At 65.6% G+C, this 22144-nt stretch carries 26 protein-coding genes; 17 read left to right on the top strand and 9 right to left on the bottom strand.

Features of this window, described 5'->3' with window-relative positions; genetic code table 11:
• Positions 1-147: 147 nt before the first annotated feature.
• From GQE99_RS09405 to GQE99_RS09360, 10 genes are all read left to right on the top strand, one after another.
• Positions 148-1197 (top strand): LacI family DNA-binding transcriptional regulator, encoded by a 1050-nt coding sequence (locus GQE99_RS09405; protein ID WP_161351331.1) that lies wholly within the window; start codon positions 148-150, stop codon positions 1195-1197.
• Positions 1194-2525: a GH1 family beta-glucosidase gene (locus GQE99_RS09400; protein WP_407943787.1), complete on the top strand. Its 1332-nt coding sequence runs from the start codon at positions 1194-1196 to the stop codon at positions 2523-2525. The genes GQE99_RS09405 and GQE99_RS09400 overlap by 4 nt, the downstream gene beginning before the upstream one ends.
• A 19-nt stretch (positions 2526-2544) precedes the next feature.
• Positions 2545-3528 (top strand): glucokinase, encoded by a 984-nt coding sequence (locus tag GQE99_RS09395; protein ID WP_161351330.1) that lies wholly within the window; start codon positions 2545-2547, stop codon positions 3526-3528.
• A gap of 100 nt (positions 3529-3628) precedes the next feature.
• On the top strand, positions 3629-3910 hold the full coding sequence (locus tag GQE99_RS09390) for an STAS domain-containing protein (protein WP_161351329.1): 282 nt from the start codon (positions 3629-3631) through the stop codon (positions 3908-3910).
• A complete protein-coding gene (locus GQE99_RS09385) occupies positions 3907-4275 on the top strand; it encodes a response regulator (protein ID WP_161351328.1) in 369 nt (122 codons plus the stop codon). The genes GQE99_RS09390 and GQE99_RS09385 overlap by 4 nt, the downstream gene beginning before the upstream one ends.
• 4 nt (positions 4276-4279) lie before the next feature.
• A complete protein-coding gene (locus tag GQE99_RS09380) occupies positions 4280-6427 on the top strand; it encodes a chemotaxis protein CheA (RefSeq protein WP_161351327.1) in 2148 nt (715 codons plus the stop codon).
• A complete protein-coding gene (locus tag GQE99_RS09375; protein ID WP_161351326.1) occupies positions 6424-6903 on the top strand; it encodes a chemotaxis protein CheW in 480 nt (159 codons plus the stop codon). The genes GQE99_RS09380 and GQE99_RS09375 overlap by 4 nt, the downstream gene beginning before the upstream one ends.
• Positions 6904-6908: 5 nt before the next feature.
• On the top strand, positions 6909-7799 hold the full coding sequence (locus tag GQE99_RS09370) for a CheR family methyltransferase (RefSeq protein ID WP_235917184.1): 891 nt from the start codon (positions 6909-6911) through the stop codon (positions 7797-7799).
• A gap of 1 nt (position 7800) precedes the next feature.
• Positions 7801-8187: a response regulator gene (locus tag GQE99_RS09365; RefSeq protein WP_161351324.1), complete on the top strand. Its 387-nt coding sequence runs from the start codon at positions 7801-7803 to the stop codon at positions 8185-8187.
• A 1-nt stretch (position 8188) separates the two neighbouring features.
• Positions 8189-8566 carry a hypothetical protein gene (locus GQE99_RS09360; protein ID WP_161351323.1) on the top strand — a complete coding sequence of 126 codons (378 nt, stop codon included), beginning with the start codon at positions 8189-8191 and terminating at the stop codon, positions 8564-8566.
• A gap of 41 nt (positions 8567-8607) precedes the next feature.
• On the opposite strand, the gene GQE99_RS09355 is transcribed toward GQE99_RS09360, so the two are convergent.
• From GQE99_RS09355 to GQE99_RS09325, 7 genes are all read right to left on the bottom strand, one after another.
• Positions 8608-9138, bottom strand: coding sequence for a chemotaxis protein CheD (locus GQE99_RS09355; RefSeq protein WP_161351322.1), 531 nt, complete (start codon positions 9136-9138; stop codon positions 8608-8610).
• Between the two features lies 1 nt (position 9139).
• Positions 9140-10192 (bottom strand): protein-glutamate methylesterase/protein-glutamine glutaminase, encoded by a 1053-nt coding sequence (locus tag GQE99_RS09350; RefSeq protein ID WP_161351321.1) that lies wholly within the window; start codon positions 10190-10192, stop codon positions 9140-9142.
• 14 nt (positions 10193-10206) lie between these two features.
• The gene (locus GQE99_RS21855) at positions 10207-12807 is read right to left on the bottom strand and encodes a methyl-accepting chemotaxis protein (RefSeq protein WP_161351320.1); all 2601 of its coding nucleotides are present in this window, start codon (positions 12805-12807) and stop codon (positions 10207-10209) included.
• A gap of 45 nt (positions 12808-12852) precedes the next feature.
• Positions 12853-13422 (bottom strand): hypothetical protein, encoded by a 570-nt coding sequence (locus GQE99_RS09340; protein ID WP_161351319.1) that lies wholly within the window; start codon positions 13420-13422, stop codon positions 12853-12855.
• Between the two features lie 190 nt (positions 13423-13612).
• Positions 13613-14104 (bottom strand): 30S ribosomal protein S9, encoded by a 492-nt coding sequence (rpsI, locus tag GQE99_RS09335; RefSeq protein WP_161351318.1) that lies wholly within the window; start codon positions 14102-14104, stop codon positions 13613-13615.
• Between the two features lie 2 nt (positions 14105-14106).
• A complete protein-coding gene (gene rplM, locus GQE99_RS09330; RefSeq protein ID WP_161351317.1) occupies positions 14107-14571 on the bottom strand; it encodes a 50S ribosomal protein L13 in 465 nt (154 codons plus the stop codon).
• 130 nt (positions 14572-14701) lie between these two features.
• Complete coding sequence (locus GQE99_RS09325; RefSeq protein ID WP_161351316.1) at positions 14702-15337, bottom strand: hypothetical protein; 636 nt, start codon at positions 15335-15337, stop codon at positions 14702-14704.
• Between the two features lie 352 nt (positions 15338-15689).
• Here GQE99_RS09325 and speD point away from each other — a divergent pair, with 352 nt between their 5' ends.
• Positions 15690-16220, top strand: a complete 531-nt coding sequence (gene speD / locus GQE99_RS09320) for an adenosylmethionine decarboxylase (protein ID WP_161351315.1) — start codon at positions 15690-15692, stop codon at positions 16218-16220.
• Entirely contained in the window at positions 16217-17062 is an 846-nt protein-coding gene (gene speE / locus GQE99_RS09315) for a polyamine aminopropyltransferase (protein ID WP_161351314.1), read from the top strand. Before speD ends, speE begins: the two co-directional genes overlap by 4 nt.
• A 43-nt stretch (positions 17063-17105) precedes the next feature.
• On the opposite strand, the gene GQE99_RS09310 is transcribed toward speE, so the two are convergent.
• Positions 17106-18080: an SLAC1 anion channel family protein gene (locus GQE99_RS09310; protein WP_161351313.1), complete on the bottom strand. Its 975-nt coding sequence runs from the start codon at positions 18078-18080 to the stop codon at positions 17106-17108.
• A 43-nt stretch (positions 18081-18123) separates the two neighbouring features.
• The gene (locus tag GQE99_RS09305) at positions 18124-18546 is read right to left on the bottom strand and encodes a PaaI family thioesterase (protein WP_161351312.1); all 423 of its coding nucleotides are present in this window, start codon (positions 18544-18546) and stop codon (positions 18124-18126) included.
• Between the two features lie 55 nt (positions 18547-18601).
• Between GQE99_RS09305 and GQE99_RS09300 the strand changes: the two genes are divergently transcribed.
• The 5 genes from GQE99_RS09300 (at position 18602) to GQE99_RS09280 (ending at position 22110) form a co-directional block, all read left to right on the top strand.
• The gene (locus tag GQE99_RS09300; protein WP_161351311.1) at positions 18602-19390 is read left to right on the top strand and encodes an enoyl-CoA hydratase; all 789 of its coding nucleotides are present in this window, start codon (positions 18602-18604) and stop codon (positions 19388-19390) included.
• A 153-nt stretch (positions 19391-19543) separates the two neighbouring features.
• Entirely contained in the window at positions 19544-20755 is a 1212-nt protein-coding gene (locus GQE99_RS09295) for an NADP-dependent isocitrate dehydrogenase (RefSeq protein WP_161351310.1), read from the top strand.
• A 90-nt stretch (positions 20756-20845) separates the two neighbouring features.
• On the top strand, positions 20846-21163 hold the full coding sequence (gene cutA, locus GQE99_RS09290) for a divalent-cation tolerance protein CutA (RefSeq protein WP_161351309.1): 318 nt from the start codon (positions 20846-20848) through the stop codon (positions 21161-21163).
• Complete coding sequence (locus tag GQE99_RS09285) at positions 21160-21492, top strand: SMR family transporter (RefSeq protein ID WP_407943791.1); 333 nt, start codon at positions 21160-21162, stop codon at positions 21490-21492. Before cutA ends, GQE99_RS09285 begins: the two co-directional genes overlap by 4 nt.
• Positions 21493-22110, top strand: a complete 618-nt coding sequence (locus GQE99_RS09280) for a YitT family protein (protein WP_161351307.1) — start codon at positions 21493-21495, stop codon at positions 22108-22110.
• Positions 22111-22144 lie beyond the last annotated feature (34 nt).

Genomic DNA, 22144 nt, shown 5'->3' with positions numbered 1-22144 from the left:
CGAAGCATGGCAACGAGTCAATGCACGTTTCATATTCTGCCTGCTGAATACACGGGCATTATTGAAAAATGCCTGCGAATTCATCAGGGCTTTGACGATGCGGCACGCGGCCGATACGGTGCCCCCATTCAAAACGGTTTGGATTCCATGACCCTCAAGGACCTCGCTAAAGAACTCGGGCTGTCCCCGACCACCGTCAGCCGCGCGCTGAACGGGTTTCCCGAGGTGTCCGAGGCGACGCGCAAGCGGGTCGTGGCCGCCGCCGACGCCTATGGCTACCGCCCCAACATGCGGGCCCGTTCCCTGGCCACCGGCCGGGCGATGGCGATCGGGCATGTTCTGCCCCTGTCCTCGGAACACGAGATGATGAACCCGGTCTTCGCCGATTTCGTCGCGGGGGCGGGCGAGATCTACGCCAAGGCGGGTTACGACATGCTGATCTCGATCGTGGCGGAGGCCGAGCAGGCCCGCGCCTACGAGGAGTTCAAGCACAAGGGGTCGGTCGACGGTATCATCGTGCACGCGCCGCGCATGGGCGACCCGCGCATCAACCTGATCACCGAGGTCGACATCCCCTTCGTGGTCCACGGCCGTGCATCGCAGAGCGACGTGCCCTACAGCTGGGTCGACATGAACAACCAGCGCGCCTTCCAGCGTGCCACCACGCACCTGTTGGATCTCGGTCATCGGCGCATCGCGCTGGTCAACGGGCTCGAGAACATGGATTTCGCCATCCGGCGCCGGCGCGGCTTCGAGGCGGCGCACGAGGCGCGGGGCGTGCCCCACGACGACAGCCTCAAGTTCTCGGGCGAGATGACCGAGCAATTCGGCCACGACACGACCCGCGCGCTCCTGGCCCGGCCGGACGCGCCGACCGCGATCATCTCGTCCTCCATGATCCCCGGCATCGGCATCCGCCGCGCGATCCGCGAAGCGGGGCTCGAGATGGGGCGCGACGTGTCGGTCATCATCCACGACGACGACCTGTCCTACCTGCCCAACGGGGGCGACGAGCCGCTTTTCACCGCAACCCGCTCGTCCGTGCGCGACGCGGGCCGGCGGGCGGCGCGCATGCTTCTCGACATCATCACGAGCGGCGACACCACGCCGCGCACCGACCTGCTCGAAGCCGAGCTGATCCTCGGCCCCTCCACTGGCCCGGCCCCGGTCGCAGCCCGTATGACGGATATCTCATGACCCTGACCCTCTCCCGCGCGGATTTCCCCGAAGACTTCCTCTTCGGCGTCTCGACCTCGGCCTACCAGATCGAGGGGCACGGCTTCGGCGGCGCAGGCTCCACCCACTGGGACACCTTCGCCGCCACCCCCGGCAACGTCGAGAACGCCGAGGACGGGCGCATTGCCTGCGACCACTACAACCGTTGGCCCGCCGATCTCGACCTGATCCGAGACGGCAATTTCGACGTCTACCGCTTCTCGGCCAGCTGGGCGCGCGTTCTGCCCGAGGGGCGCGGCACGCCGAACCCCGACGGGCTCGACTTCTACGACCGCCTCGTCGACGGGATGCTCGAGCGCGGGATCAAGCCGGCGCTCACGCTCTACCACTGGGAAATGCCCTCCGCGCTTGCCGATCTGGGCGGCTGGACCAATCCGGACGTGGCCAAGTGGTTCGCCGATTATGCCGTGACCCTGATGGACCGCATCGGGGACCGTGTCTGGTCGACCGCAACGATCAACGAATTCTGGTGCGTGAGCTGGCTGAGCCATTTCGTGGGCGCCCACGCACCCGGCCTGCGCGACATCCGGGCGGCCGCGCGCGCGATCCACCACACGCTGCTCGCCCACGGCACCGCGCTCCAGGCGCTGCGGGCCGAGGGGCACGACAACCTCGGCGCGGTCTTCAACCTCGAATACGCTCAGCCTGTCGATGGCAGCGAAGCCGCCCGGCGCGCCGCGGCCACCTATGACGCGATCTACAACCGTGCGTTCCTCGAGCCGATATTCCAGAGCCAGTACCCGACCGAGCTGCTCGAGGGAATCAACGCCCACCTGCCCCGCTTCTGGGAAGGCGACATGCACGTGATCGCCGAACCGCTCGACTGGGTCGGCATCAATTACTACACGCGCAAGATCATCGGCCCGGCCCAAGGTCCCTACCCGTCGCTCGAGGAGCTGTCGGGCAACCTGCCGAAGACCGACATGGGATGGGAGATCTTTCCCGATGGCCTCACCCATTTCCTGACGCGGGTGTCGGAGCGGTATTCCGGCGACCTGCCGCTCTACGTGACCGAGAACGGGATGGCCGCGCCGGACGTGCTGCGCCATGGCCAGGTCGCCGACGAGGACCGCATCGCCTATCTCGACGCCCACCTCGCCGCCCTGCGCGCCGCGATGGAAGCGGGTGCCCCCGTGAAGGGGTATTTCGCCTGGTCGCTCCTGGACAATTACGAATGGGCCTTCGGCTACGACAAACGCTTCGGCCTGGTCCACGTGGATTTCGACAGCCTTGAACGGACGCCGAAAGCGTCCTACCACGCCATGCAACGGGCGCTTGCCCACAGCTGACAGCCGGACGGACGCGCCCATGACCCAGACCGCCCTGACCCTCGTCGCCGATATCGGCGGCACCAACACCCGCGTCGCGCTGGCCGAGGGCACGACGCTCATCCCCGACACGATCGAACGGTTCCGCAACGCGGAATACCCGGGGCTCGAGACCGTCCTCACCCGCTACCTCGAAGGCCAGGGCCATCCCGGCTGCGCCGGCGCCTGCGTGGCGCTCGCGGGGCCGGTGCGCGACGGCGTGGGGGACATGACCAACCTCGACTGGACGATCGACGCGGCCACCGTGGCGCGCGCAACGGGCACCGACGTGGTCGACGTGATCAACGATCTGCAGGCCCAGGGCCACGCGCTCGACCATATCGAGGAAGGCTGCCTCACCCGCATCGTGCCTGGGCCGGCACCCAAGGGCCACGCCTCCAAGCTGGTGATCGGGATCGGCACCGGCTTCAACTGCGCCCCGGTCCACGACACGCCCGCCGGGCGGCTGGTGGTGCCGTCCGAGGCCGGGCACGCCAACCTGCCGATCCGCTCGGTCGAGGAGCTGGAGCTGTGCCGCGATTTCGAGACCGCCCACGGTTTTCCCGCGGTCGAGGACGTGCTGTCGGGCCGCGGGCTCGCCCATGTCGCGACGTGGATGAGCGCGCGCGCCGGGGAGACCCGCGAATATTCCGCCGCGCAGGTTATGGAGGCGGTGGAAGCGGGCAACGAAACCGCGCGCGCGGCCCTCGCCTTCTTCGTGCGCATCATGGGCACGGTCACGGGCAACCTGTCGCTGATCCACCTGCCCTTCGGCGGCGTCTTCCTGGTCGGCGGCGTGGCCCGCGCGGTCAGCCCCTGGCTGATCGAGATGGGCTTCGACGACGCCATGCGCGACAAGGGGCGCTTCGCCGGTTTCATGAAGAATTTCTCGGTCACGCTGGTCGACGACGATTATGCCGCGCTGACCGGCTGCGCGCGCCACATGGCCCAGAAGCTGGGCGCGCGAATTTCCGTCTCCGGGTAAGCCAATCTTAACGCCCCCTGCCTTATGCCGGTCGCGAAACCGGATGAGGAAAGGGGTCACGGCCCATGCTGGATGAACGCCTTGGCGCGATGGTCGCGCGATGAGCGGTGCGATCACCCTGCCACCGAAGCTCGACCTGCGCGCGGCGGGCCCGCTCAGGGATGAAATCCTGTCGCACTCGGGCCAGGATCTGACGCTCGACGCGGGCGCGGTCACGCACCTGGGCGCCCTGTCGCTCCAGGTCATCCGCGCGGCTGCCCGGAGCTGGGCGGTGGCCGGGCGGTCCCTCACCATCAGCAACGTGTCCACCGACCTCGCCGATCAGCTCGCCCTCCTGGGCTTCAGCGCGGACAGCGTCACGCGGTGGGAGGCGCAGCCATGACGATGCAGGTCCTCGCCGTCGACGACAGCCGCACCATGCGCGACATGGTCCGCCTCGCCCTCACAGCCGAAGGGATCGGCGCGCACCTGGCGGAGGACGGGCTTCATGGTCTCGAACTGCTGGACGAGATCCCCGCCCCGGACGCGATCATCACCGACATCAACATGCCCCGCATGGATGGGTTCGGCTTCATCGATGGGGTCCGCGCGCGGGAGGAATTCCGGGCGATCCCGATCCTCGTGCTGACCACCGAAAGCGCGGCCGAGATGAAGGCGCGCGCACGCGACGCCGGCGCCACGGGATGGATCGTGAAACCGTTCGAGCCTGCCCGCCTCGTGAAAGCGCTCAGAATGGTGGCGGGGTGACGTGATGTCCGATCCGATGGCCGAAATCCGCGCCTCGTTCTTCGTGGAATGCGAGGAACTCCTGGAGGCATTGCAGGATGGGCTTCAGACGCTCTACGACGAGATGGGCGACGGCGAGACCGTGAACGTGGTCTTCCGCGCTGTGCATTCCATCAAGGGCGGTGCGGGGGCGTTCGGGCTCGACACGCTGGTCGCTTTCGCCCACCGGTTCGAAACCGCGCTGGACCTCGTGCGCAGCGGGCACTTGTCCGCGTCGCCCGACGTGCTGAAACTCTTCTTCACCTGCAGCGATATCCTGACCGATCTCGTGCGTGAAGCGCGCGACGACATCCCCCACGACCCCACCAGGACGGACCCGATCCTCGCCGAGCTCGACACGCTCCTGGGCGCGACGCCCGCGGATGACGTTGCCGAGGACGACCCGATCGACTTCGAGGTCACGACCCTCTCGCTCGACCTCGACCTCGACGCCCCCGGCGAGACGGAAGACCCGACCTGGGACATCACGTTCACGCCGGGCCCGCTGCTCTATGCCAACGGCAACGAGCCACAATTCCTGTTCCGGGCCCTGCGCGATCTGGGCGACCTGACGGTCACCTGCCACGACAACGACCTGCCCCCGCTCGAGGCGCTGGACTGCGAACACGCCCACCTGGGGTGGACCCTGCGGCTCACCACACCGGAAGGGCGCGGGGCGATCGCCGATGCCTTCGATTTCGTCGAGGGGCTGTGCAGCCTCGACATCATGCGGGCAGATGACGCGCCGCCCCCACCGGCCGATCTCCCCGATCTCGCCGAACTCGATGATCTGGCTGCACTGTCCGGCGAGACGCCGGATCCCGAAAAGCCGATACCGGAGCCGGTTCGCCCAACGTCTGAAACCGCGCCGTCTCCGGAGCCCTCTCCGCGCCCCGCCCCGGCGGCGGCCACGCCGCGCGCCACGGTGCGCGTGGACCTCGACCGGATCGACCGGCTCGTGAACCTGGTGGGTGAAATCGTGATCAACCAGGCGATGCTGAGCCAGAGCGTGGATGCGGCCGGCGTGCCGCCGAACTCGCCCGTGCGCACGGGGCTCGAGGAATTCCAGCAACTCACCCGCGACATCCAGGAAAGCGTGATGATGATCCGCGCCCAGCCGGTGAAATCCCTGTTCCAGCGCATGTCGCGCATCGTGCGCGAAGCGTCTGCCGCGATCGGAAAGGACGTGCGCCTGCGCACCGAAGGCGAGAACACCGAGGTCGACAAGACGGTGATCGAACGCCTCGCCGATCCGCTCACCCACATGATCCGCAACGCGGTCGACCACGGGCTCGAACCCGGCGACGCGCGCGAGGCTGCGGGCAAACCGCGCGAAGGCACCGTCCAGCTGACCGCGCTCCACCGCTCGGGCCGGGTTGTGATCGAGGTGGCCGACGACGGCGCTGGCATCAACCGTCCGAAGGTGCTGGCCAAGGCGATCGAGAAGGAGCTCATACCGGCCGACAGCCAGCTCACCGACAGCGAGATCGACAACCTCCTCTTCCTGCCCGGCTTCTCGACCGCCGACAGGATCTCCAACCTCTCCGGCCGCGGCGTCGGCATGGACGTGGTGCGCAATGCGATCCAGGCCTTGGGCGGACGCGTGACGATCCAGTCGGAGCCGGGCCAGGGAACCACCTTCTCGATCTCCCTCCCCCTCACCCTCGCGGTGCTCGACGGCATGGTCGTGCGCGTCGCGCGCGAAACGCTGGTCGTGCCGCTCAATGCGATTTTCGAAACCCTTGCGGTCACCCCGGACGATCTGCGCGCCTTCGGACCGAACACACACGTCATCAACATCCGCGACACCTTCGTGCCGCTCATCGACCTGGGCGCTGAATTGGGCTACCGGCACCCTCTCCAGGATTACACCGGCAGCGTCGTCCTGCTCATCGGGCAGGAGGACGGGCTCGCCGCGGCTGTGGTGGTCGACGCGATCGAGGATCAACGGCAGGTGGTGATAAAAGGGCTTCAGGAAGCCTATGGGCGCGTGCCCGGCATCGCTGCGGCCACAATACTGGGCGATGGCCAGATCGCACTCATCCTCGACCCGATCGACCTTGTCGCCCAAGCCTCGGGCCACACCCAGCCTGCGAAGCCCGTCTCTCCCCAAAAGATTGGAGTTTCGTCATGATCGACCCGGACACCGCGCAAGACAGGACCGGCGATACAGCTGCGCGGGAATACCTGTCCTTTCTGGTCGGCGGCCAGGATTACTGCATCGACATCATGCAGGTGCGCGAAATCCGCGGTGGCGCGAAAGCGACCCCGCTGCCGCATTCCCCCAGCTACATGCGTGGGGTCATCAACCTGCGCGGCACCGTCCTTCCAATCATGGACCTCGCCGGGCGCCTGGACCTCACCGTCGACACCAACGGCCTGCGCAACGTGATCATCGTCGTGGCGAACGGCGCGCGGGTGGTCGGTCTGATGGTCGACGCGGTCTCGGACATCCTGGCCATCTCGCCGGATGATCTGCAAGCGCCGCCGGACCTGCCGGCCGACCAGCAGCGCAGTTTCATATCCGCGTTGACGATCAAGGAAAACCGCATGATCCGCCTTCTGGACCTCGGGGCGATCCTCCCCGTCGCCGACGAGGATGTCGCGTGATCGACATGAAGCCACATCCCAAGCCCGAAGCCAAAGCACCGGTGGGCCTGCACGGCCCGACATTGTCGGATGCCGCGTTCCGTCGCATAACCGCCCTTGCGCGACGCGAAGCCGGGCTTGCGATTGGGGCCTCCAAATCCGACATGGTCCGAACCCGCCTCGCCCGCCGCCTTCGCCAGCTGGGGCTTGCCGACTTCGACGCGTATTGCGCGCTCATCGAGGGTCCACACGGGGCCGAGGAAATACCCAGGTTCATCTCCGCACTGACCACCAACGTCTCGCACTTTTTCCGCGAAGCGCACCACTTTGAACTGCTTCGCTCCACGCTCATTCCTGCATTCAGGCAACAGATCGAACGTGGCCATCCGGTCCGCATATGGTCGGCGGGATGCGCGAATGGACAAGAGCCCTATTCGATCGCGATGGTTCTCGCGGAAGCCGGACTGACGTCGCAAAAGGATTGCCGCATCCTTGCCACGGACATCGACCCGGCCGTTGTCGTCTTCGCGCGATCCGGGCAGTACCCCGAACACATGCTGTCCGGCCTCGCACCTCAAATGCGCGCAGATCATTTCAGAAAAACAGATGGCCAACTGCTAATCGCGGATACGCTTCGCGACCTGACAACCTTTCGTATCCTCAACCTGCTGCGTGACTGGCCAATGCGCGGGAAATTCGACGCGATCTTTTGCCGGAATGTCGTCATCTACTTCGACCAGCCAACCCAGACAAGGCTTTGGAGGAGGTTCGCCAAAATCCTGGAGCCCGGCGGCCATCTGTTCCTTGGGCACAGCGAGCGGATTAGCCCCGAGGTCGAGCCATACTTCGAAAAAGCGGGGGTCACGGCCTATCGTCGAACGGCCCTTGAAAACTCAGAATTGAAAGAGGCGGTCTGACATGTCTTTGCGCGAACAGCTTCGCATCATGGTCGTGGATGATATGTCGACGAGTCGCGGGCTCATTACCCAGGCGCTCGACGGTTTCGGAATCAGGCAGGTGGAAAGCGCGGCCGACGGTGAATCTGCCTTGAACAAGCTCGCGCAATGGCCAGTCCACCTGGTCATATCCGACATGAACATGCCCGGGATGAACGGCCTGCAACTCTTGCACGCACTGCGCTCCAACGCGCGCACGGGCAAGGTCGGTTTTCTACTGATAACGGGCAAAGCTGATAGAAATATCATCGAAACCGGTAAGAAGCTCGGTATGAACAACTTTCTCGCGAAGCCATTTCAGCCGGCTGACCTGCGCAAGGCAATCGAAGCGATCGTGGGACGCCTCTGAGATGGTCGATCCGCAAAATGACGGCCCCAAAGCCAAAGATTCCGGGGGGCCACCGCGCCAGCATCTGGCCGAGCGGCTGTCCGGCGAACTTCAATCATCTGCAGAGACCTGCAAACATTTGCAGCTCGTCGTCTCGGCGATGTTGGAGAAGCTCGACAACCCGCAGCAGGTCGTGGATTACCACATGCTTCAGGAGCTTGATCGCCTCCATCAAACTCTCGATGATCTGGCAAAGCTCACTCGTGCTTTGGATGTCCAGTTCAATAACGCCCGTGGTGTCGCAGAGTTACTGAAACTTACCAGCCTAAGGCATCGCCTTTTTCCGGAGTTGACCCCCGACGAGACAACGGTCCCGGACAATACGCTGACCTGGCTATGACCGCTCGCACTGTGCCAGGAATGGGCGTCCGGGGGACCTGGTCAGAACAATTCGATATCTCGACTTGTCTTGCGGTGGAGGCTACTCGAGACGACAGGGACAGTTTGCCGAACATATTTCAAACGCGCGCGCCCGGTGCCCGGCCAGAATTCCACCCGTCGCGCCTTGGTTCCGCCGATGTCAGACCCGACTTCGCTGATCCCTTCCCGGGCCAGGAAGTGTTGAACGAACTCCGCATTCCGGGATCCACCATCCGATAGCCCATCTATCATGCGCGCGCCCCCGAAAACCTTGGCTCGCAGGGCGCGCCGCTCTGCGCCCAGGCGCAACAAGCCGTTGATCAAGAGTTCCATCGCATTGACGCCATATCCATACGTCATGGAGGACGACGCGGTCGCGTCAACGAACAATACATGATTCATGCCGCCGATCCCGCGGCCTGGATCCCATATGCAGGCGGCAACGCATGACCCCAGAAGCGTCGCGATGACAGCGTCCGGACCTCCATCGATGGCGTGTTCGCCTTGCGCGATGTAGGTCCGGCCGGATTTCCGCGCTTCAAGACTGCTCATATCAAGCCCCTGCACCCATCGGAACCTGGTACGCGCAAGCACCCAACAAAGCCGACGCCATTTGAGCAAGTGGAACGACTTCTCCTGCGGCCCCGATTTCGGTCGCCACGCGAGGCATCCCGTAAACGATGCTGGATGCGGCGTCCTGTGCGAAGGTTCGGGCACCGGCGGATCTGAGTTGCAGCAGTCCGGCGGCTCCATCCCGGCCCATACCGGTGAGGAGCGCCGCCACCGATCGCTGCGCCACCGGCAATGCGGAAAGAAACATTTCATCGACCGATGGTCGATGCCCATTTCGTTTGGGCCCCTCCCAAAGTGTCACCTGTGCCGCCCCATCATGCGAAAGCCGAAGATGGTATCGGCCCCCTGGCGCGATCAGGATGTTGCCCTGCGTCAGTACATCACCGTCGGACGCGAGGCGTATGTTGGGGCACATGTTCGAATTGAGACGCTCTGCGAAGCTCGCAAGGAACGGTGCCGGCATATGCTGGGTCACTAGCGTCGGCGGCGCGTCGTTGGGAAAAGCTGAAAAGATGGTTTCAAGCGCGTCGACCCCGCCTGTCGATGCACCGATGAGAAGGAATCTGCCATTCCACTGAAAGGGCGGGTCGTATTCGCGTTCACGGCTGGCGGGCGATCGACCTGGTCGTGTGGAGGGCTTTGCGGCGGACAGGGTTACAAGAAGATCGGCGAGTTGGGAGAACGTTTCCTGGGCGGTGCCGAAGCGCGGTTTCTCGATGCACTCCATCGCCCCGAGGGACAAAGCCCGGATTGCGGCGTCACTGCCGCGGCCGGTCAGGGACGAAACCATCACCACGGGCATGGGGCGTGCGATCATCAGGCGCGACAGGAACTCGAGACCGTCCATTCCGGGCATTTCGACATCTAGCGTCATGATATCCGGTTCGAGCGTCTTGACCAATTCGCGTGCCTGTCGGGCCGTCCCAGCTTCACCCACGACCCGCAAACGGGGATCGCGACCAAGTCCGTGGCGGATGAGTTTTCGCATGGTGGACGAGTCGTCCACCACCAAGACGCGGCAGGCCTTCTTCATGGCTCGACCTCCGCTCAGAATTCGTCCCAACCGTCATCGTCATCGGGAACCTCCGCGACGGCGACAGCGGCCGCACCTGCGTGAAGCGCAGGTTGGGACGCCGTGTCGCGTACGGGATCGCGGCGGGTGGTGAAGGGGACGGGCGCATGCGCTTCGTTCCCCGCGTCGCGCGGGCCGGTTTGGAACCGGCCCATCGTCTGGGCCAGTGTCTCTGCCTCGCGCGTGAGCGCGTGGCTCGCGGCAGTGGTTTCCTCGAACATGGCCGCGTTCTGCTGGGTCACCTGGTCGAGTTGGTTCACCGCCGCGTTGATCTCGGCGAGCCCTGCGCTCTGTTCACGCGCGCTGACCGCGATCTCCGAGACGTGACGGCTGATCTCCGAGACGCTCTCGACGATGCCCTTGAGCGCGTCGCCCGCCTGCCCGACCAGATCCACGCCGCGCTTGACCTGGCCGCCGGAGGCGGAAATGAGCGCGTTGATTTCGCGTGCCGCTTCGGAGGAGCGTTGCGCGAGGGCACGCACCTCCGAGGCGACCACGGCGAAGCCCCGTCCGGCTTCGCCCGCGCGTGCGGCCTCGACGCCCGCGTTGAGGGCCAGGAGGTTGGTCTGGAAAGCGATGTCATCGATGACGCCGGTGATCTTGGAGATCTGGGTCGAACTCGTTTCGATCTCGCCCATCGCCGTCACCGCTTCGCGCACGACCGTGCCCGAGGCTTCGGCGTTGTCGCGGGCCTTTTCCACGATGTCATTGGCATGGGTCGCGCCGTCCGCGGCGGATTTTACCGAAGAGGTGAGCTCGTCCAGTGCCGAGGCGGTCTCTTCCAGGGTGGCGGCCTGTTTCTCGGTCCGGGCCGAGAGGTCGTCGGCGGCCGACGAAATTTCCGCGGCCTCGCCGGTGATGAGATCGGCGTTCTCGATCACGCCGCGCATCGCGTCCAACAGCTTGTCCGCGGCGAGGTTGAAGTCCGTGCGCAACTGTTCGTAATCAGGCGTAAAGACCTCGTCGATCCGGGTCATCAGGTCGCCGTTCGCCAGGGATTCCAGACCGTGCTTCAGGGCGTCGACAACCTTGTCCTGGGTCGCTTTCGCAGCCTGCTTCTCCGCTTCGGCTTCGGCGATGCGCGCGCGGTCTTCGCTGACGTCGCGCCCCACCAGCACCATGCGCAGGAGGTTGCCTTTCACGTCCTGTACCGGGGTGAAGCCGCCATCGATGACCGCATGTCCGCCGGACCGGCGCTTGATCCTGAACTCGCCGTAGACAGCGGTTCCCTGGCGCAGCCGGTCAAATATGCTGCCGAGACCGCCTTCGAGGCCTTCGTCCAAATCGATCAAGCGATCCAAGTTCACCTCGCCAAGAGAAGCCGGGGACGCGCCGCAGGCATCGTAGAACATGGCGTTCGCGGCTTTCAGGTTTCCATCGAGCGAGAATTCGGCCTTGATCTGGTTGTTCTCGATGGCCGCCAGGATCGCCTCGTTCATGTATTCGCTGGTCTTGTCGGTCCATTCCACGACGTAGCCGTCAAGCGCACCTTCGTCAGAACGGACCGGGGTGATCAGGAGGCGAAAGCGGGCGTCGCCGACGCTGATGTTCGCGTCGTAGGGCAGGTTCGCGGGATCTGCGAGGATCTGGCGCACGCGGGATTTGAGCGCACCGGCATGAAAGAAATCCATGTCCTGGCCGATGACATTGTCCGGGTCGAACCCGTCACAGGTCTTTCGGAATTCCGGCTCGTAGTGGCGCATGAGCTCCAGCACCGCATTGTTCGCGCCGAAAATCCGCATCTCGCTGTCGGCCATCATCACCGCGGATGCGGAGGCCTTGAAGGCCTCGCCGCGAAAGCGGTTTTCCCGGGCGGTTTCGGCGCCCGCGAGAAGCTTCTGGCGCAAGTCCTCGATCGCGCGGCCGAGATCGCCGATCTCGTCGCCCCGGTCCGTGGGCGGAATGTCCACGTCGTAGCGTTCGTCGGCCACCTCGTTGAGAACCTCGGTGGAGGTGACGAGGGGGCGCGTGACCATGCCGCGTACGAGGAAGATCATCACGAGAACGCCGGCAAGCACACCGAGGGAAGCGACGAGGATCGCGGTGTCCTGGGCCGCCATCGCATCGGCGACGAGGTATTCGGCGGTCCAGGCCAGAACGAGCACACCGACCGGATCGGCACGGTCGCCGTAGAACACGGGCGCCGCGACGCTGAATCCGTCTTCGGACAACGTGACCGCGCCCTCGGCGAGCGCCGTGCGGGCAAGCGCGGCCAGCGCCGGTTCCAGCCCCGGCGCGCGGCCGGCCGAGGCGATGAGGTCGCCGTCGGCGCCAAGCGCGAGGCCGTGCACGGTTTCCGAATCTTCGTGGTCGACCAGCGGCGTGATCCGGTCGAGAATGGCATCGGTATCACCGAACGCCATCGCGCCGTCGAGGGTTTCGGCGGTGACGGTGGTGATTTCCAGCCCCGAGCGGCGCAGCGCGTTTTCGAGGTGAGAACGGGACACGTCGGTGTAGAACCAGGAGACGCCGGCCGCGAGCAGGGCCGACATCGCGAAGATCACCGCGGCAAGCTTCACGAAGATCGAGTTCACCCGGATGCGCCGCGGGAGAATGTCTTTATTGATGAATTGCATAAACTTGCACGCTCCTGTTGAGATGATGCTTGAACCGTCAGGGGCTCAGAACAGGGCTTCGGCATTGATGCCGACGGTCATCGCGCCGATGGGCGCGCCGGTCTCCGGGTCGACGATGGTGAAGGAGGCCTGACCCTGGTAGGTGCTGGTGGAGGCGTCCCTTTCGATCTCGGAGAAATGGCGCGCCCTGGGCCCGACGGCGAAGGTTTCCGTGAACTTCGCCTCGTCCCCCTGCCAGTAATCCGAGGTCGGGGCCGAGGCCGCGACGTTCAGGCCATGCGCGTCCACCACGAAGACCTCCGTCACCGCACCGCCCAGGGCGTTGACGCGGGCGCGCAGGAAATCGGATGCGGGGTTTTCCATCACGGTCGAGATCGTGGGCGTCACGCTGCGCCCGATCTCGTCCTGCCAGGCCCGGTCGAGCGCATCGATGCGGGATTGATCGATCCATTCATGGGCGGCGTTCTTGTCACGGATCGCGTCGAGCAGCACCGGGTCGGAAGCCCAACCGACCACGTGCTGGTCGAGAAAGTCGCCCATCGCGGCAGCGAAATCCTGCGCTGTCGCGGGCGCGGCGAGGCCGAGGATCAGGGTCGAGGCAAGCAGGGTCTTCATGTCGGGTCTCCGGTCAAAGGACACGTCCCATCATCGGGCTGTCCGCGGCGACCCTAACGCCCCTCCCTTTCCGCACCCTTAACGCTGGCGCGGGCACAATGCTTAAAACTCGAATGACCGGGGACCGGCACGAAAAAACGGGGCCGCCGATGTGGCGACCCCGTTCGAATGTCGTGTGATCCGGTTCGGATCAGCGCTTGGAGAACTGGAAGCTCCGGCGGGCCTTGCGGCGGCCGTACTTCTTGCGTTCCACCACGCGGCTGTCGCGGGTCAGGAAGCCCGCGGCCTTCAGCGCCGGGCGCAGCGACGGTTCGTAGAGCTGCAGCGCCTTCGAGATGCCGTGCTTGACCGCACCGGCCTGGCCCGAGAGACCGCCGCCGGTGACCGTCGCGTAGACGTCGAATTCACCTTCGACGCCGGCCACGGTGAACGGCTGGGCGAGGATCATCTGGAGCACCGGGCGCGCGAAATACTTGTTCATTTCTCGACCGTTGACGGTGACCTTGCCGGAGCCCGGCTTGATCCAGACGCGGGCGACCGCATCCTTGCGCTTGCCGGTGGCGTAGGAACGGCCCAGCTCGTCGCGGACCGGCTCACGGTTGATGATGTCCTCGGCGACCGGCGCATCGGCGCCTTCGACGACCGCGTTCAGCTCATCAAGCGATTTAACTTCTTCAGCCATGATCAGCCCTCACGCGTGTTTTTCTTGTTCATGGATTTGACATCCAGCACTTCCGGCGACTGCGCCTCATGCGGATGCTCGGCCCCGGCGTAGATACGCAGGTTGGTCATCTGCTGACGCGCCAGGCGGTTGCCCGGGAGCATGCGCTTGACCGCGAGGGTCAGCAGGCGCTCGGGGTATTCGCCGTCGAGGATCTGGCCCGCGGTGCGGTTCTTGATCCCGCCCGGGAAGCCGGTGTGCCAGTAATGGATCTTGTCGGCCCGCTTCTTGCCGGTCAGCTGGACCTTGTCGGCGTTGATCACGATGACGTTGTCGCCGCAATCCATGTTCGGGGTGAAGCTCGGCTTGTGCTTGCCGCGCAGACGCGTGGCGATGATCGAGGCGAGCCGGCCCAGAACAACGCCCTCGGCGTCGATCACGACCCACTTCTTCTCGATATCTGCAGGGGTTGCAGAAAAGGTTTTCATGTCATTCGGCCCTTGATGGGTTTCGGATGGCGCGTTTCTAGAGATTTCCGGCGCACGGTCAAGAGCGTTGTTCTTGGATTTATGTCGCAAAAACAATGCCTTGCGTTTTCGGTATTATTTTACCCCACCATCAATCCGCGGTTTTCGCGCCAATCAGCACCCGCGCCTCGCGCGACCCGGTGAGCCGGTGGTGAAACGCCTGCAGGCGCGAACGCGTCTCGTCCTGCGTCTGGACCGACAGGAGCGAGCCGTAGTCCGCGCCCAGGTCGAGGCTCTTGGTCACCCAGGCCAGGATCGCCAGAGCGTGCTCGGCGCGCCCGACCCCCTCGCCCGCCCCGGCCCGGTAGTGGCGCAGGATCTCGCCCTCGTCCGCCATGTTGAGGATGGTGGGCACGATGTCCGACTGCACGAGGCGCGCGAACCGGTCGAGCATGTCGCCGCGCACCTCGGGGGAGATGAACTCGATCGGCCCGGTGTCAGGCGCGGGCAGGACCACGCGCGCCCGCGTGATGGCCGCCGGGCTCCAGGGCCGGTATCCCGTCCCCTTGCCATGTGCCACGAGCCGTTCGACGGGATCCCAGACAAGCTGCGCCACCGGCAGGATGCGCGTGGCGCCGTGGCGGGTCAGCTGCACCTGCATGCCGACCCCGCCCCACATCTCCTCGTTCATCTGCCACACGGCAAGCCCGCGCCGCCGCCGGAGCAACCCCAGCGCGACAAGCTGACCCGTACAGGCCTCCAGCACCGCTTTCGTGTGTTCCTTCATCGTCGGCGGCTCTTTCCCTTGCGCTTCGAGCATAGCGGAAAAGCGCAACAGAGCTAAGAAAACATGGGGACGGGCCACCTCCTTGCGGTGCGGCGCGCGGAACCGGGAACAATCCGGCGCGCGGCCCGCAATTCAGTGACATTTCGGCGACAATGGCCCCGCCTCCGCCCTGTACGACAAACGCTGGGCAGCCATGCAAAGACAAGGGTTGACCGAATCCTCCATGCCCCCTAGATGCGCCTCACTTTCGGAACCGATCCCAACTTCGAATGTCTTCGGGGGGGCGCTAAGGGACCGACTGGAACCGCGGGTGGGCAACCATCCTAAATCTACTGGAACGAAGGGGAGCGCCATGAAAGACGCCAACCTCTTCCAACTGGGGATCGGTCTGGAGACAGGCGCCCAAGAGGAAGACACCATCGAGGTGGGCTTTTGCCCTGCCAATGCAAACACCGTGACTCGCGACGTGTTCGACGAGGACCGCGAGGATCACTTCATCCGCCGCGACGGCAAGGTCTATGCCGGCACGCACCTCATCCTAGAGGTCGTGGACGGCTTCGGGCTGGATGACGAGACCCGCATCCAGAACGCGTTCCGCGAGATCGTGGATACCTGCGGGGCCACGCTCCTGCACATCCACACGCACAAATTCTCGCCCCAGGGCGTGTCCGGCGTGGCCGTGCTGGCCGAAAGCCATATCTCCGTGCACACCTGGCCGGAAATCGGCTACGGCGCCTTCGACGTGTTCATGTGTGGCGATGCCCAGCCCTGGCTGGCCGTCGACGTGCTCAAGCGCGCTTTCGACACGGACGACGTGCGCATGAAGGAGCTTCTGCGCGGCGAAGGACTCGTCACCGAAGGCGACGCGGTGGCGGCGCAATGACCGACTGGTCGACCGAAACGCTGCACGCGGACTACGCGCAGTCGCTCAAGGTCGGGACGCTGATCTACGACAGCGAGACCGAGCACCAGCGGCTGCGCGTGTTCGAGAACGGCACCTTCGGGCGTGTTCTGACGCTCGACGGTGTGGTTCAGGTCACCGAGGGCGACAACTTCATCTACCACGAGATGATGGCCCATGTGCCGATCATCGCCCACGGCGCGGCCCGGCGCGTGCTGATCATCGGCGGCGGCGACGGCGGCATGGCGCGCGAGGTGCTCAAGCACCGGGACGTCACCCATGTCACGATGGTCGAGATCGACGCGGGCGTGGTCGAGTTCTCGAAGGAATACCTCCCCGGCATCTCGGCGGGCGCCTTCGACGACCCGCGCCTCGAGCTCGTGATCGCCGACGGGGCCGACTTCATCCGGCAGACGGCGGGCGGCTACGACGTCATCATCGTCGATTCCACCGACCCGATCGGCCCGGGCGAAGTGCTGTTCTCCGATACGTTCTACGGCCATGCCAAGCGGGCGCTGACGGACGACGGTATCCTCGTGACCCAGAACGGCGTGCCCTTCATGCAGGGCGAGGAGCTGACCAACACGATGCGCGCCTTCCGCGCGCTCTTTACCGACGCGACCTGCTACCTCGCCACGATCCCGACCTACGCTGGCGGCCCGATGGCCTTCGGCTGGGGCACGGACGGCCCGGCGCGGTCCACCCCGCCGGAGGTCCTGCGCGGCCGGTTCGAGGCGACCGGGATCACCACGGCGTATTACACGCCCGAGGTCCACGCGGCCGCCTTCGCCCTGCCGGGCTATGTCTCCAAGCTGATTCCCTGAACCGGGACACGAAACGCGGTGCGCCGGGGCGGCGCGCCGCACCTCATTCGGGCCGGCCGATCTCGCCCCGCCCGATCGCGACCGCCGTGCGCAGGACCAGCCCGGCCACGACCAGACCCAGGATCATCAGGACGCCCAATCCGATCGACAGGTGCGCCTGCGTCCCCTCGAGCCGCGCGAACAGGAACGAGGCCACGGCGAGCGCGGCCAGCGGGAAGGACAGCGCCCACCAGCTGATCGCGAAGGGAATGCGCACCAGCCGTGGGAGCTGCGCTAGCACGAGGGCCGCGAACATGTACCCGATGTAGATCAGCGCCCGCGCGAACCCGTCGATCACCCCCATCATCGCGACATAGGCCACGAAGGCGACCGAGGGCGGCGCGATCAGGATCACCATCGTCGGGAAGAGCCGCGCGGGGATCGGGTCGTGGAACACCAGCCGGTTCATGATCATCGACAGGAGCACGCCCCAGAAGAGCATGCCCACCGAGAAGAAAAGCCAGCTGATCTCGATGTATCCCATGCGCGCGCCCGCGATCGGGACGATCACGTTGCCGACGGCCGGGATGAACCAGGCCGGCGTCACGTGGCCCACCTCGAACGACCGGTGGCTGATCCAGCCGGTAACCACCGCGATGGTGAGAACCCCCTGCCCCGCGACACCCGCGATCCAGAGCGGCTCGGCCAGCGCCGGGATGTCCAGCCGCAGCGCCGTGGCCAGCAGGAGCAGCGAAATGGTCATCGTCGGGAAGAAGGCCAGCGTCACGGGATGCTGCCACTCGGCGATCACGGCGCCCGGGTGACGCAGGAGCTTGGCGAAATAGACCGCCGCGATGACGGCGAAGACGACGATCGTGACCCAGAGGACCCCTTCCGCCAGAACCGCCGTCCAGCCCAGGAACGGCGCCGCGGCCCGCAAGGCCAGCACGAGCCCCAGGAGGCCCATCGCCACGGAAAAGAAGCTCACGGGAAAATGGGCCAGCCGCCCGCCCTCGATGTCGCTGCCTGCCTCGGTCATCCTGTGCCTCCCCGGTCTCGAACGGTCCCCGGACCGAAACGCCTCACCGCTCCGGCGGGATCGAATAGGTGAGCGAGGCGCGTCCCACCGGCGCCTCCGTCCCTTCGGAATAAAGCAGCACGTCGCCCACGGCCAGAACCTTGCCCAGCTTCAGGATCCGCGTCTCGGCCCGCAGGTTCGCGCCCGCGGCCGGCTTGCGCATGAAGTCGATCGCGCAATTCGTGGTGACGGCGAGCGCCTTGGGCCCGATCATCGCGAGAATCCCGAGATAGACCGACACGTCGGCCAGCGCGAACATCGTGGGCCCCGACACCGTGTTGCCCGGGCGCAGGTGCTTGTCGTCGACCAGGGCACGCGTCGTGATCCGCATCGGGGCCACGTCGAGCACCTCGAAATCATCGGCCACCTGGGGGAAATGCTCGTCGAGGAACCTGTTCAACTCGTCAAGCGACATCTTCAACTGCATCTTTATCCTCCCTCTCTGGACGCCTATCGTTGGCCAAAGGCTAGAGGAGGACAAGATGGCCGAGCTGCTTCTGCGCGAGGACGCCGCGTCAATCGCGACGCTGACGATGAACAACCCGGGCGCGCTGAACGCGCTCTCCGACGACATGCTGGCCGCGCTCAAGGCCGAGTTCACGCGCCTGCGCGACGACCGCTCGATCAAGGCGGTGATCCTGGCGGGCGCCGGCAAGGCATTCTGCGCCGGCCACGACCTCAAGGAAATGCAGGCCGGGCGCCAGGCCGAGAACGGCGGGCGCGCCTATTTCGCCGATCTCTTCACCCGCTGCGGCGAGGTGATGCAGCTCATCCCCACCCTGCCCCAACCGGTGATCGCGCGCCCCCACGGGATCGCGACCGCCGCCGGCTGCCAGCTCGTCGCCTCCTGTGACATGGCCGTGGCGGCCGAGGGCACGCGCTTCGGTGTGAACGGGGTCAACATCGGTCTCTTCTGCTCGACGCCGATGGTGGCGCTGAGCCGCAACGTGCCGCGCAAGCAGGCGTTCGAGATGCTGACCACCGGCGAATTCATCGACGCGACCCGGGCGCGCGAGATCGGTCTCGTGAACCGCGTCGTCGCCCCGGAGGATCAGGAAGCCGAAACCCGCGCCCTCGCCGAAACCGTGGCAAGCAAGCTGGCCTCCGCCGTGCGCATCGGCAAGCAGGCGTTCTACGAACAGATCCAGATGCCGCTCGACGCGGCCTACGCCTTCACCGGCGACGTGATGACCCACAACATGATGAACGAGGACACCTCCGAGGGCATCCAGGCCTTCATCGAGAAACGAAAGCCCGACTGGCCTTCGTGATCCTTCATCGTTCGACAAATACTTCAGGAGGTCAGGAGGACTGGTCCTCCTGAGGCGGCGCAGCCGCCTGCCCGGTGCATGGCGCGACCCCGCCTTTTGCTGCAGGTGCAGAACCGCTAGGGTCGGGGCGAACGAACCCCAGGAGGCTGCCCGATGGACAGGATCAAGGTCGACAACCCCATCGTCGATATCGACGGCGACGAGATGACGCGCATCATCTGGGACCTGATCAAGCGACAGCTGATCGAGCCCTACCTCGACATCGACCTGCTCTACTACGACCTCTCGATCCAGGAGCGCGACCGCACGGACGACCGGATCACGGTCGACGCCGCCGAGAAGATCAAGGAGGTGGGGGTGGGCGTCAAATGCGCCACGATCACCCCGGACGAGGCCCGGGTCGAGGAATTCGGGCTGAAGAAGATGTGGAAGTCGCCAAACGGGACGATCCGCAACATCCTCGGGGGCGTCGTCTTCCGCCAGCCGATCATCTGCCGCAACGTCCCCCGGCTCGTGCCCGGCTGGACGAAACCGGTCGTCGTCGGGCGTCACGCCTTCGGCGATCAGTACAAGGCCACCGACTTCACCTTCCCCGGCAAGGGCAAGATCACGCTCAAGTTCGAGGGCGAGGACGGCACGGTCATCGAGCGCGAAGTCTACGACGCGCCCGGACCCGGCGTCACGATGGCGATGTACAACCTCGACGCCTCGATCATCGATTTCGCGCGCGCGAGCTTCAATTACGGGCTGAACCTGGGCTGGCCGGTCTACCTGTCCACCAAGAACACGATCATCAAGGCCTATGACGGGCGCTTCAAGGACCTGTTCCAAAAGGTCTACGAAGAGGAGTTCGAGGACAGGTTCAAGGCCGCCGGGCTCTGGTACGAACACCGGCTGATCGACGACATGGTCGCCTCCTCGCTCAAGTGGTCGGGGGGCTACGTCTGGGCCTGCAAGAACTACGACGGTGACGTGCAGTCGGACACCGTGGCCCAGGGCTACGGCTCCCTGGGACTCATGACGAGCCAGCTGATGACGCCCGACGGGCAGATCGTCGAGGCCGAGGCCGCGCACGGCACCGTCACCCGTCACTACCGACAGCACCAGAAGGGCGAGGCGACCTCGACGAATTCGATCGCCTCGATCTACGCCTGGACCGGTGCACTCAAGCACCGGGCTAAGCTCGATGGCAACGACCGTCTGAAGGCGTTCGCGGAGACGCTGGAGCAGACGGTGATCGACACGGTCGAGGGCGGGCAGATGACCAAGGACTTGGCGCTTCTCGTGGGTCCGGACCAGGGCTGGCTCACCACCACCGGTTTCCTCGACGCTGTGGACCGGAACCTTCAGAAGGCGCTGGGCTGAGGAGTGAGCGGAGGCCGGACGGCCCCGAGATCACCTCCCTTCCCTTCGCACGCGCCCGGGCGTAGCGTCGCCCGTGAAAGGAGCCCGCCCATGACCGATGCTGTCGAAGTGCAGATCACCTACCCGGACGAAGCCGCCGCCCACGGCGCGGCCGCTATGCTGGTCGAGGCGCGGCTGATCGCCTGCGGCCAGGTCGGGCGCGTGACCTCGGTCTACACCTGGGAGGGCGCGGTCGAGGACGAGCCGGAATGGCTCCTGACCGCGAAGACGTTGCATGCCGCCCTGCCGGCCCTGGCCGAACGCGTGCGCGCCAGCCACCCCTACGACGTGCCGCAGATCACGGCGCTGCCCGTCGCCTGGAGCACGCCCGACTACCTTGCCTGGATCGCAGAAAGCGTGGACGCCTGATGCCCTACCTCATCCTGTTCTTCGCCGTGGTCGCCGAGACCATCGGCACCACCGCGCTCCAGGCCAGCCAGCAGTTCTCGCGCCTGGGCCCGTCGCTGATCGTGGTAGTGGCCTACGCGATTTCCTTCGTGCTCCTGGGCTGGGCACTCAAGTTCCTGCCGGTGGGCATCGCCTATGCCATCTGGTCGGGGCTGGGGATCGTCCTGATCGCGATCATCGGTTTCCTCGTCTTCGGCCAGAAGCTCGACCTGCCCGCGCTCGCGGGCATGGCGATGATCCTCGCGGGAATCCTCGTGATCCACCTGTTCTCGCGCACGGCGCCGCACTAGATGCTGCTCCTTTCCGCCCCGCCCGACCGCCACAGCCTTGTCGAGGACGCGGTCGCGTTCGTGATCGCCACCACGCTCGTGGCGCTGGGCATCGTGTTCCTCCAGACGGCCGGGCTCTTCACCGGCCAGATCGCCGGGGCGGCGCTCATCGGGTCCTACCTGGGCGGCTGGCCCTTCGGCCTGGTCTTCTTCCTTCTCAACCTGCCCTTCTATGTCTTCGCCGCCCTGCGCATGGGCTGGATGTTCACGATCAAGAGCTTCATCGCCGTCATGATGATGTCGAGCTGCACCGAGTTCTTCGCCGCCACCCTGACGATCGACATGCCGCACCCGGTCTACGGCGCGATCATCGGGTCGGTCTGCGCGGGCCTCGGCCTTCTGTCCTTCTTCCGCCACGGGGCGTCGCTGGGTGGGATCGGGATGCTGGCGCTCTATCTTCAGGACCGGTTCGACTTCCGTGCGGGCGTCACCCAGCTCATCTTCGACGCGGGCGTCTTCATCGTCGCCTTCTTCCTGTTCGACCCGATGACGGTGCTCTGGTCCCTTCTGGGCGCGGCCTTCCTGAACGTGATCATCGCGCTCAATCACCGGCGCGACCGCTACGTCGCGCGCTCCTGACGCTGCGCTCCGATTGACAGGGCGCCGCGCGCCC

The sequence above is a fragment of the Maritimibacter harenae genome, from assembly GCF_009882975.1.
Taxonomy (GTDB): Bacteria; Pseudomonadota; Alphaproteobacteria; order Rhodobacterales; family Rhodobacteraceae; genus Maritimibacter; species Maritimibacter harenae.
The sequence above is the reverse complement of the archived record's forward strand: the minus strand, read 5'-3'. Positions and strand labels throughout refer to the sequence as shown.

What these genes read in the sequence shown, in the direction of transcription:
- GQE99_RS09405 (WP_161351331.1), top strand. Translation starts at nt 148, where the DNA reads ATGACCCTCAAGGACCTCGCTAAAGAACTCGGGCTGTCCCCGACCACC.
- GQE99_RS09400 (WP_407943787.1), top strand. Translation starts at nt 1,194, where the DNA reads ATGACCCTGACCCTCTCCCGCGCGGATTTCCCCGAAGACTTCCTCTTC.
- GQE99_RS09395 (WP_161351330.1), top strand. Translation starts at nt 2,545, where the DNA reads ATGACCCAGACCGCCCTGACCCTCGTCGCCGATATCGGCGGCACCAAC.
- GQE99_RS09390 (WP_161351329.1), top strand. Translation starts at nt 3,629, where the DNA reads ATGAGCGGTGCGATCACCCTGCCACCGAAGCTCGACCTGCGCGCGGCG.
- GQE99_RS09385 (WP_161351328.1), top strand. Translation starts at nt 3,907, where the DNA reads ATGACGATGCAGGTCCTCGCCGTCGACGACAGCCGCACCATGCGCGAC.
- GQE99_RS09380 (WP_161351327.1), top strand. Translation starts at nt 4,280, where the DNA reads ATGTCCGATCCGATGGCCGAAATCCGCGCCTCGTTCTTCGTGGAATGC.
- GQE99_RS09375 (WP_161351326.1), top strand. Translation starts at nt 6,424, where the DNA reads ATGATCGACCCGGACACCGCGCAAGACAGGACCGGCGATACAGCTGCG.
- GQE99_RS09370 (WP_235917184.1), top strand. Translation starts at nt 6,909, where the DNA reads ATGAAGCCACATCCCAAGCCCGAAGCCAAAGCACCGGTGGGCCTGCAC.
- GQE99_RS09365 (WP_161351324.1), top strand. Translation starts at nt 7,801, where the DNA reads ATGTCTTTGCGCGAACAGCTTCGCATCATGGTCGTGGATGATATGTCG.
- GQE99_RS09360 (WP_161351323.1), top strand. Translation starts at nt 8,189, where the DNA reads ATGGTCGATCCGCAAAATGACGGCCCCAAAGCCAAAGATTCCGGGGGG.
- GQE99_RS09355 (WP_161351322.1), bottom strand. Translation starts at nt 9,138, where the DNA reads ATGAGCAGTCTTGAAGCGCGGAAATCCGGCCGGACCTACATCGCGCAA.
- GQE99_RS09350 (WP_161351321.1), bottom strand. Translation starts at nt 10,192, where the DNA reads ATGAAGAAGGCCTGCCGCGTCTTGGTGGTGGACGACTCGTCCACCATG.
- GQE99_RS21855 (WP_161351320.1), bottom strand. Translation starts at nt 12,807, where the DNA reads ATGCAATTCATCAATAAAGACATTCTCCCGCGGCGCATCCGGGTGAAC.
- GQE99_RS09340 (WP_161351319.1), bottom strand. Translation starts at nt 13,422, where the DNA reads ATGAAGACCCTGCTTGCCTCGACCCTGATCCTCGGCCTCGCCGCGCCC.
- rpsI (WP_161351318.1), bottom strand. Translation starts at nt 14,104, where the DNA reads ATGGCTGAAGAAGTTAAATCGCTTGATGAGCTGAACGCGGTCGTCGAA.
- rplM (WP_161351317.1), bottom strand. Translation starts at nt 14,571, where the DNA reads ATGAAAACCTTTTCTGCAACCCCTGCAGATATCGAGAAGAAGTGGGTC.
- GQE99_RS09325 (WP_161351316.1), bottom strand. Translation starts at nt 15,337, where the DNA reads ATGAAGGAACACACGAAAGCGGTGCTGGAGGCCTGTACGGGTCAGCTT.
- speD (WP_161351315.1), top strand. Translation starts at nt 15,690, where the DNA reads ATGAAAGACGCCAACCTCTTCCAACTGGGGATCGGTCTGGAGACAGGC.
- speE (WP_161351314.1), top strand. Translation starts at nt 16,217, where the DNA reads ATGACCGACTGGTCGACCGAAACGCTGCACGCGGACTACGCGCAGTCG.
- GQE99_RS09310 (WP_161351313.1), bottom strand. Translation starts at nt 18,080, where the DNA reads ATGACCGAGGCAGGCAGCGACATCGAGGGCGGGCGGCTGGCCCATTTT.
- GQE99_RS09305 (WP_161351312.1), bottom strand. Translation starts at nt 18,546, where the DNA reads ATGCAGTTGAAGATGTCGCTTGACGAGTTGAACAGGTTCCTCGACGAG.
- GQE99_RS09300 (WP_161351311.1), top strand. Translation starts at nt 18,602, where the DNA reads ATGGCCGAGCTGCTTCTGCGCGAGGACGCCGCGTCAATCGCGACGCTG.
- GQE99_RS09295 (WP_161351310.1), top strand. Translation starts at nt 19,544, where the DNA reads ATGGACAGGATCAAGGTCGACAACCCCATCGTCGATATCGACGGCGAC.
- cutA (WP_161351309.1), top strand. Translation starts at nt 20,846, where the DNA reads ATGACCGATGCTGTCGAAGTGCAGATCACCTACCCGGACGAAGCCGCC.
- GQE99_RS09280 (WP_161351307.1), top strand. Translation starts at nt 21,493, where the DNA reads ATGCTGCTCCTTTCCGCCCCGCCCGACCGCCACAGCCTTGTCGAGGAC.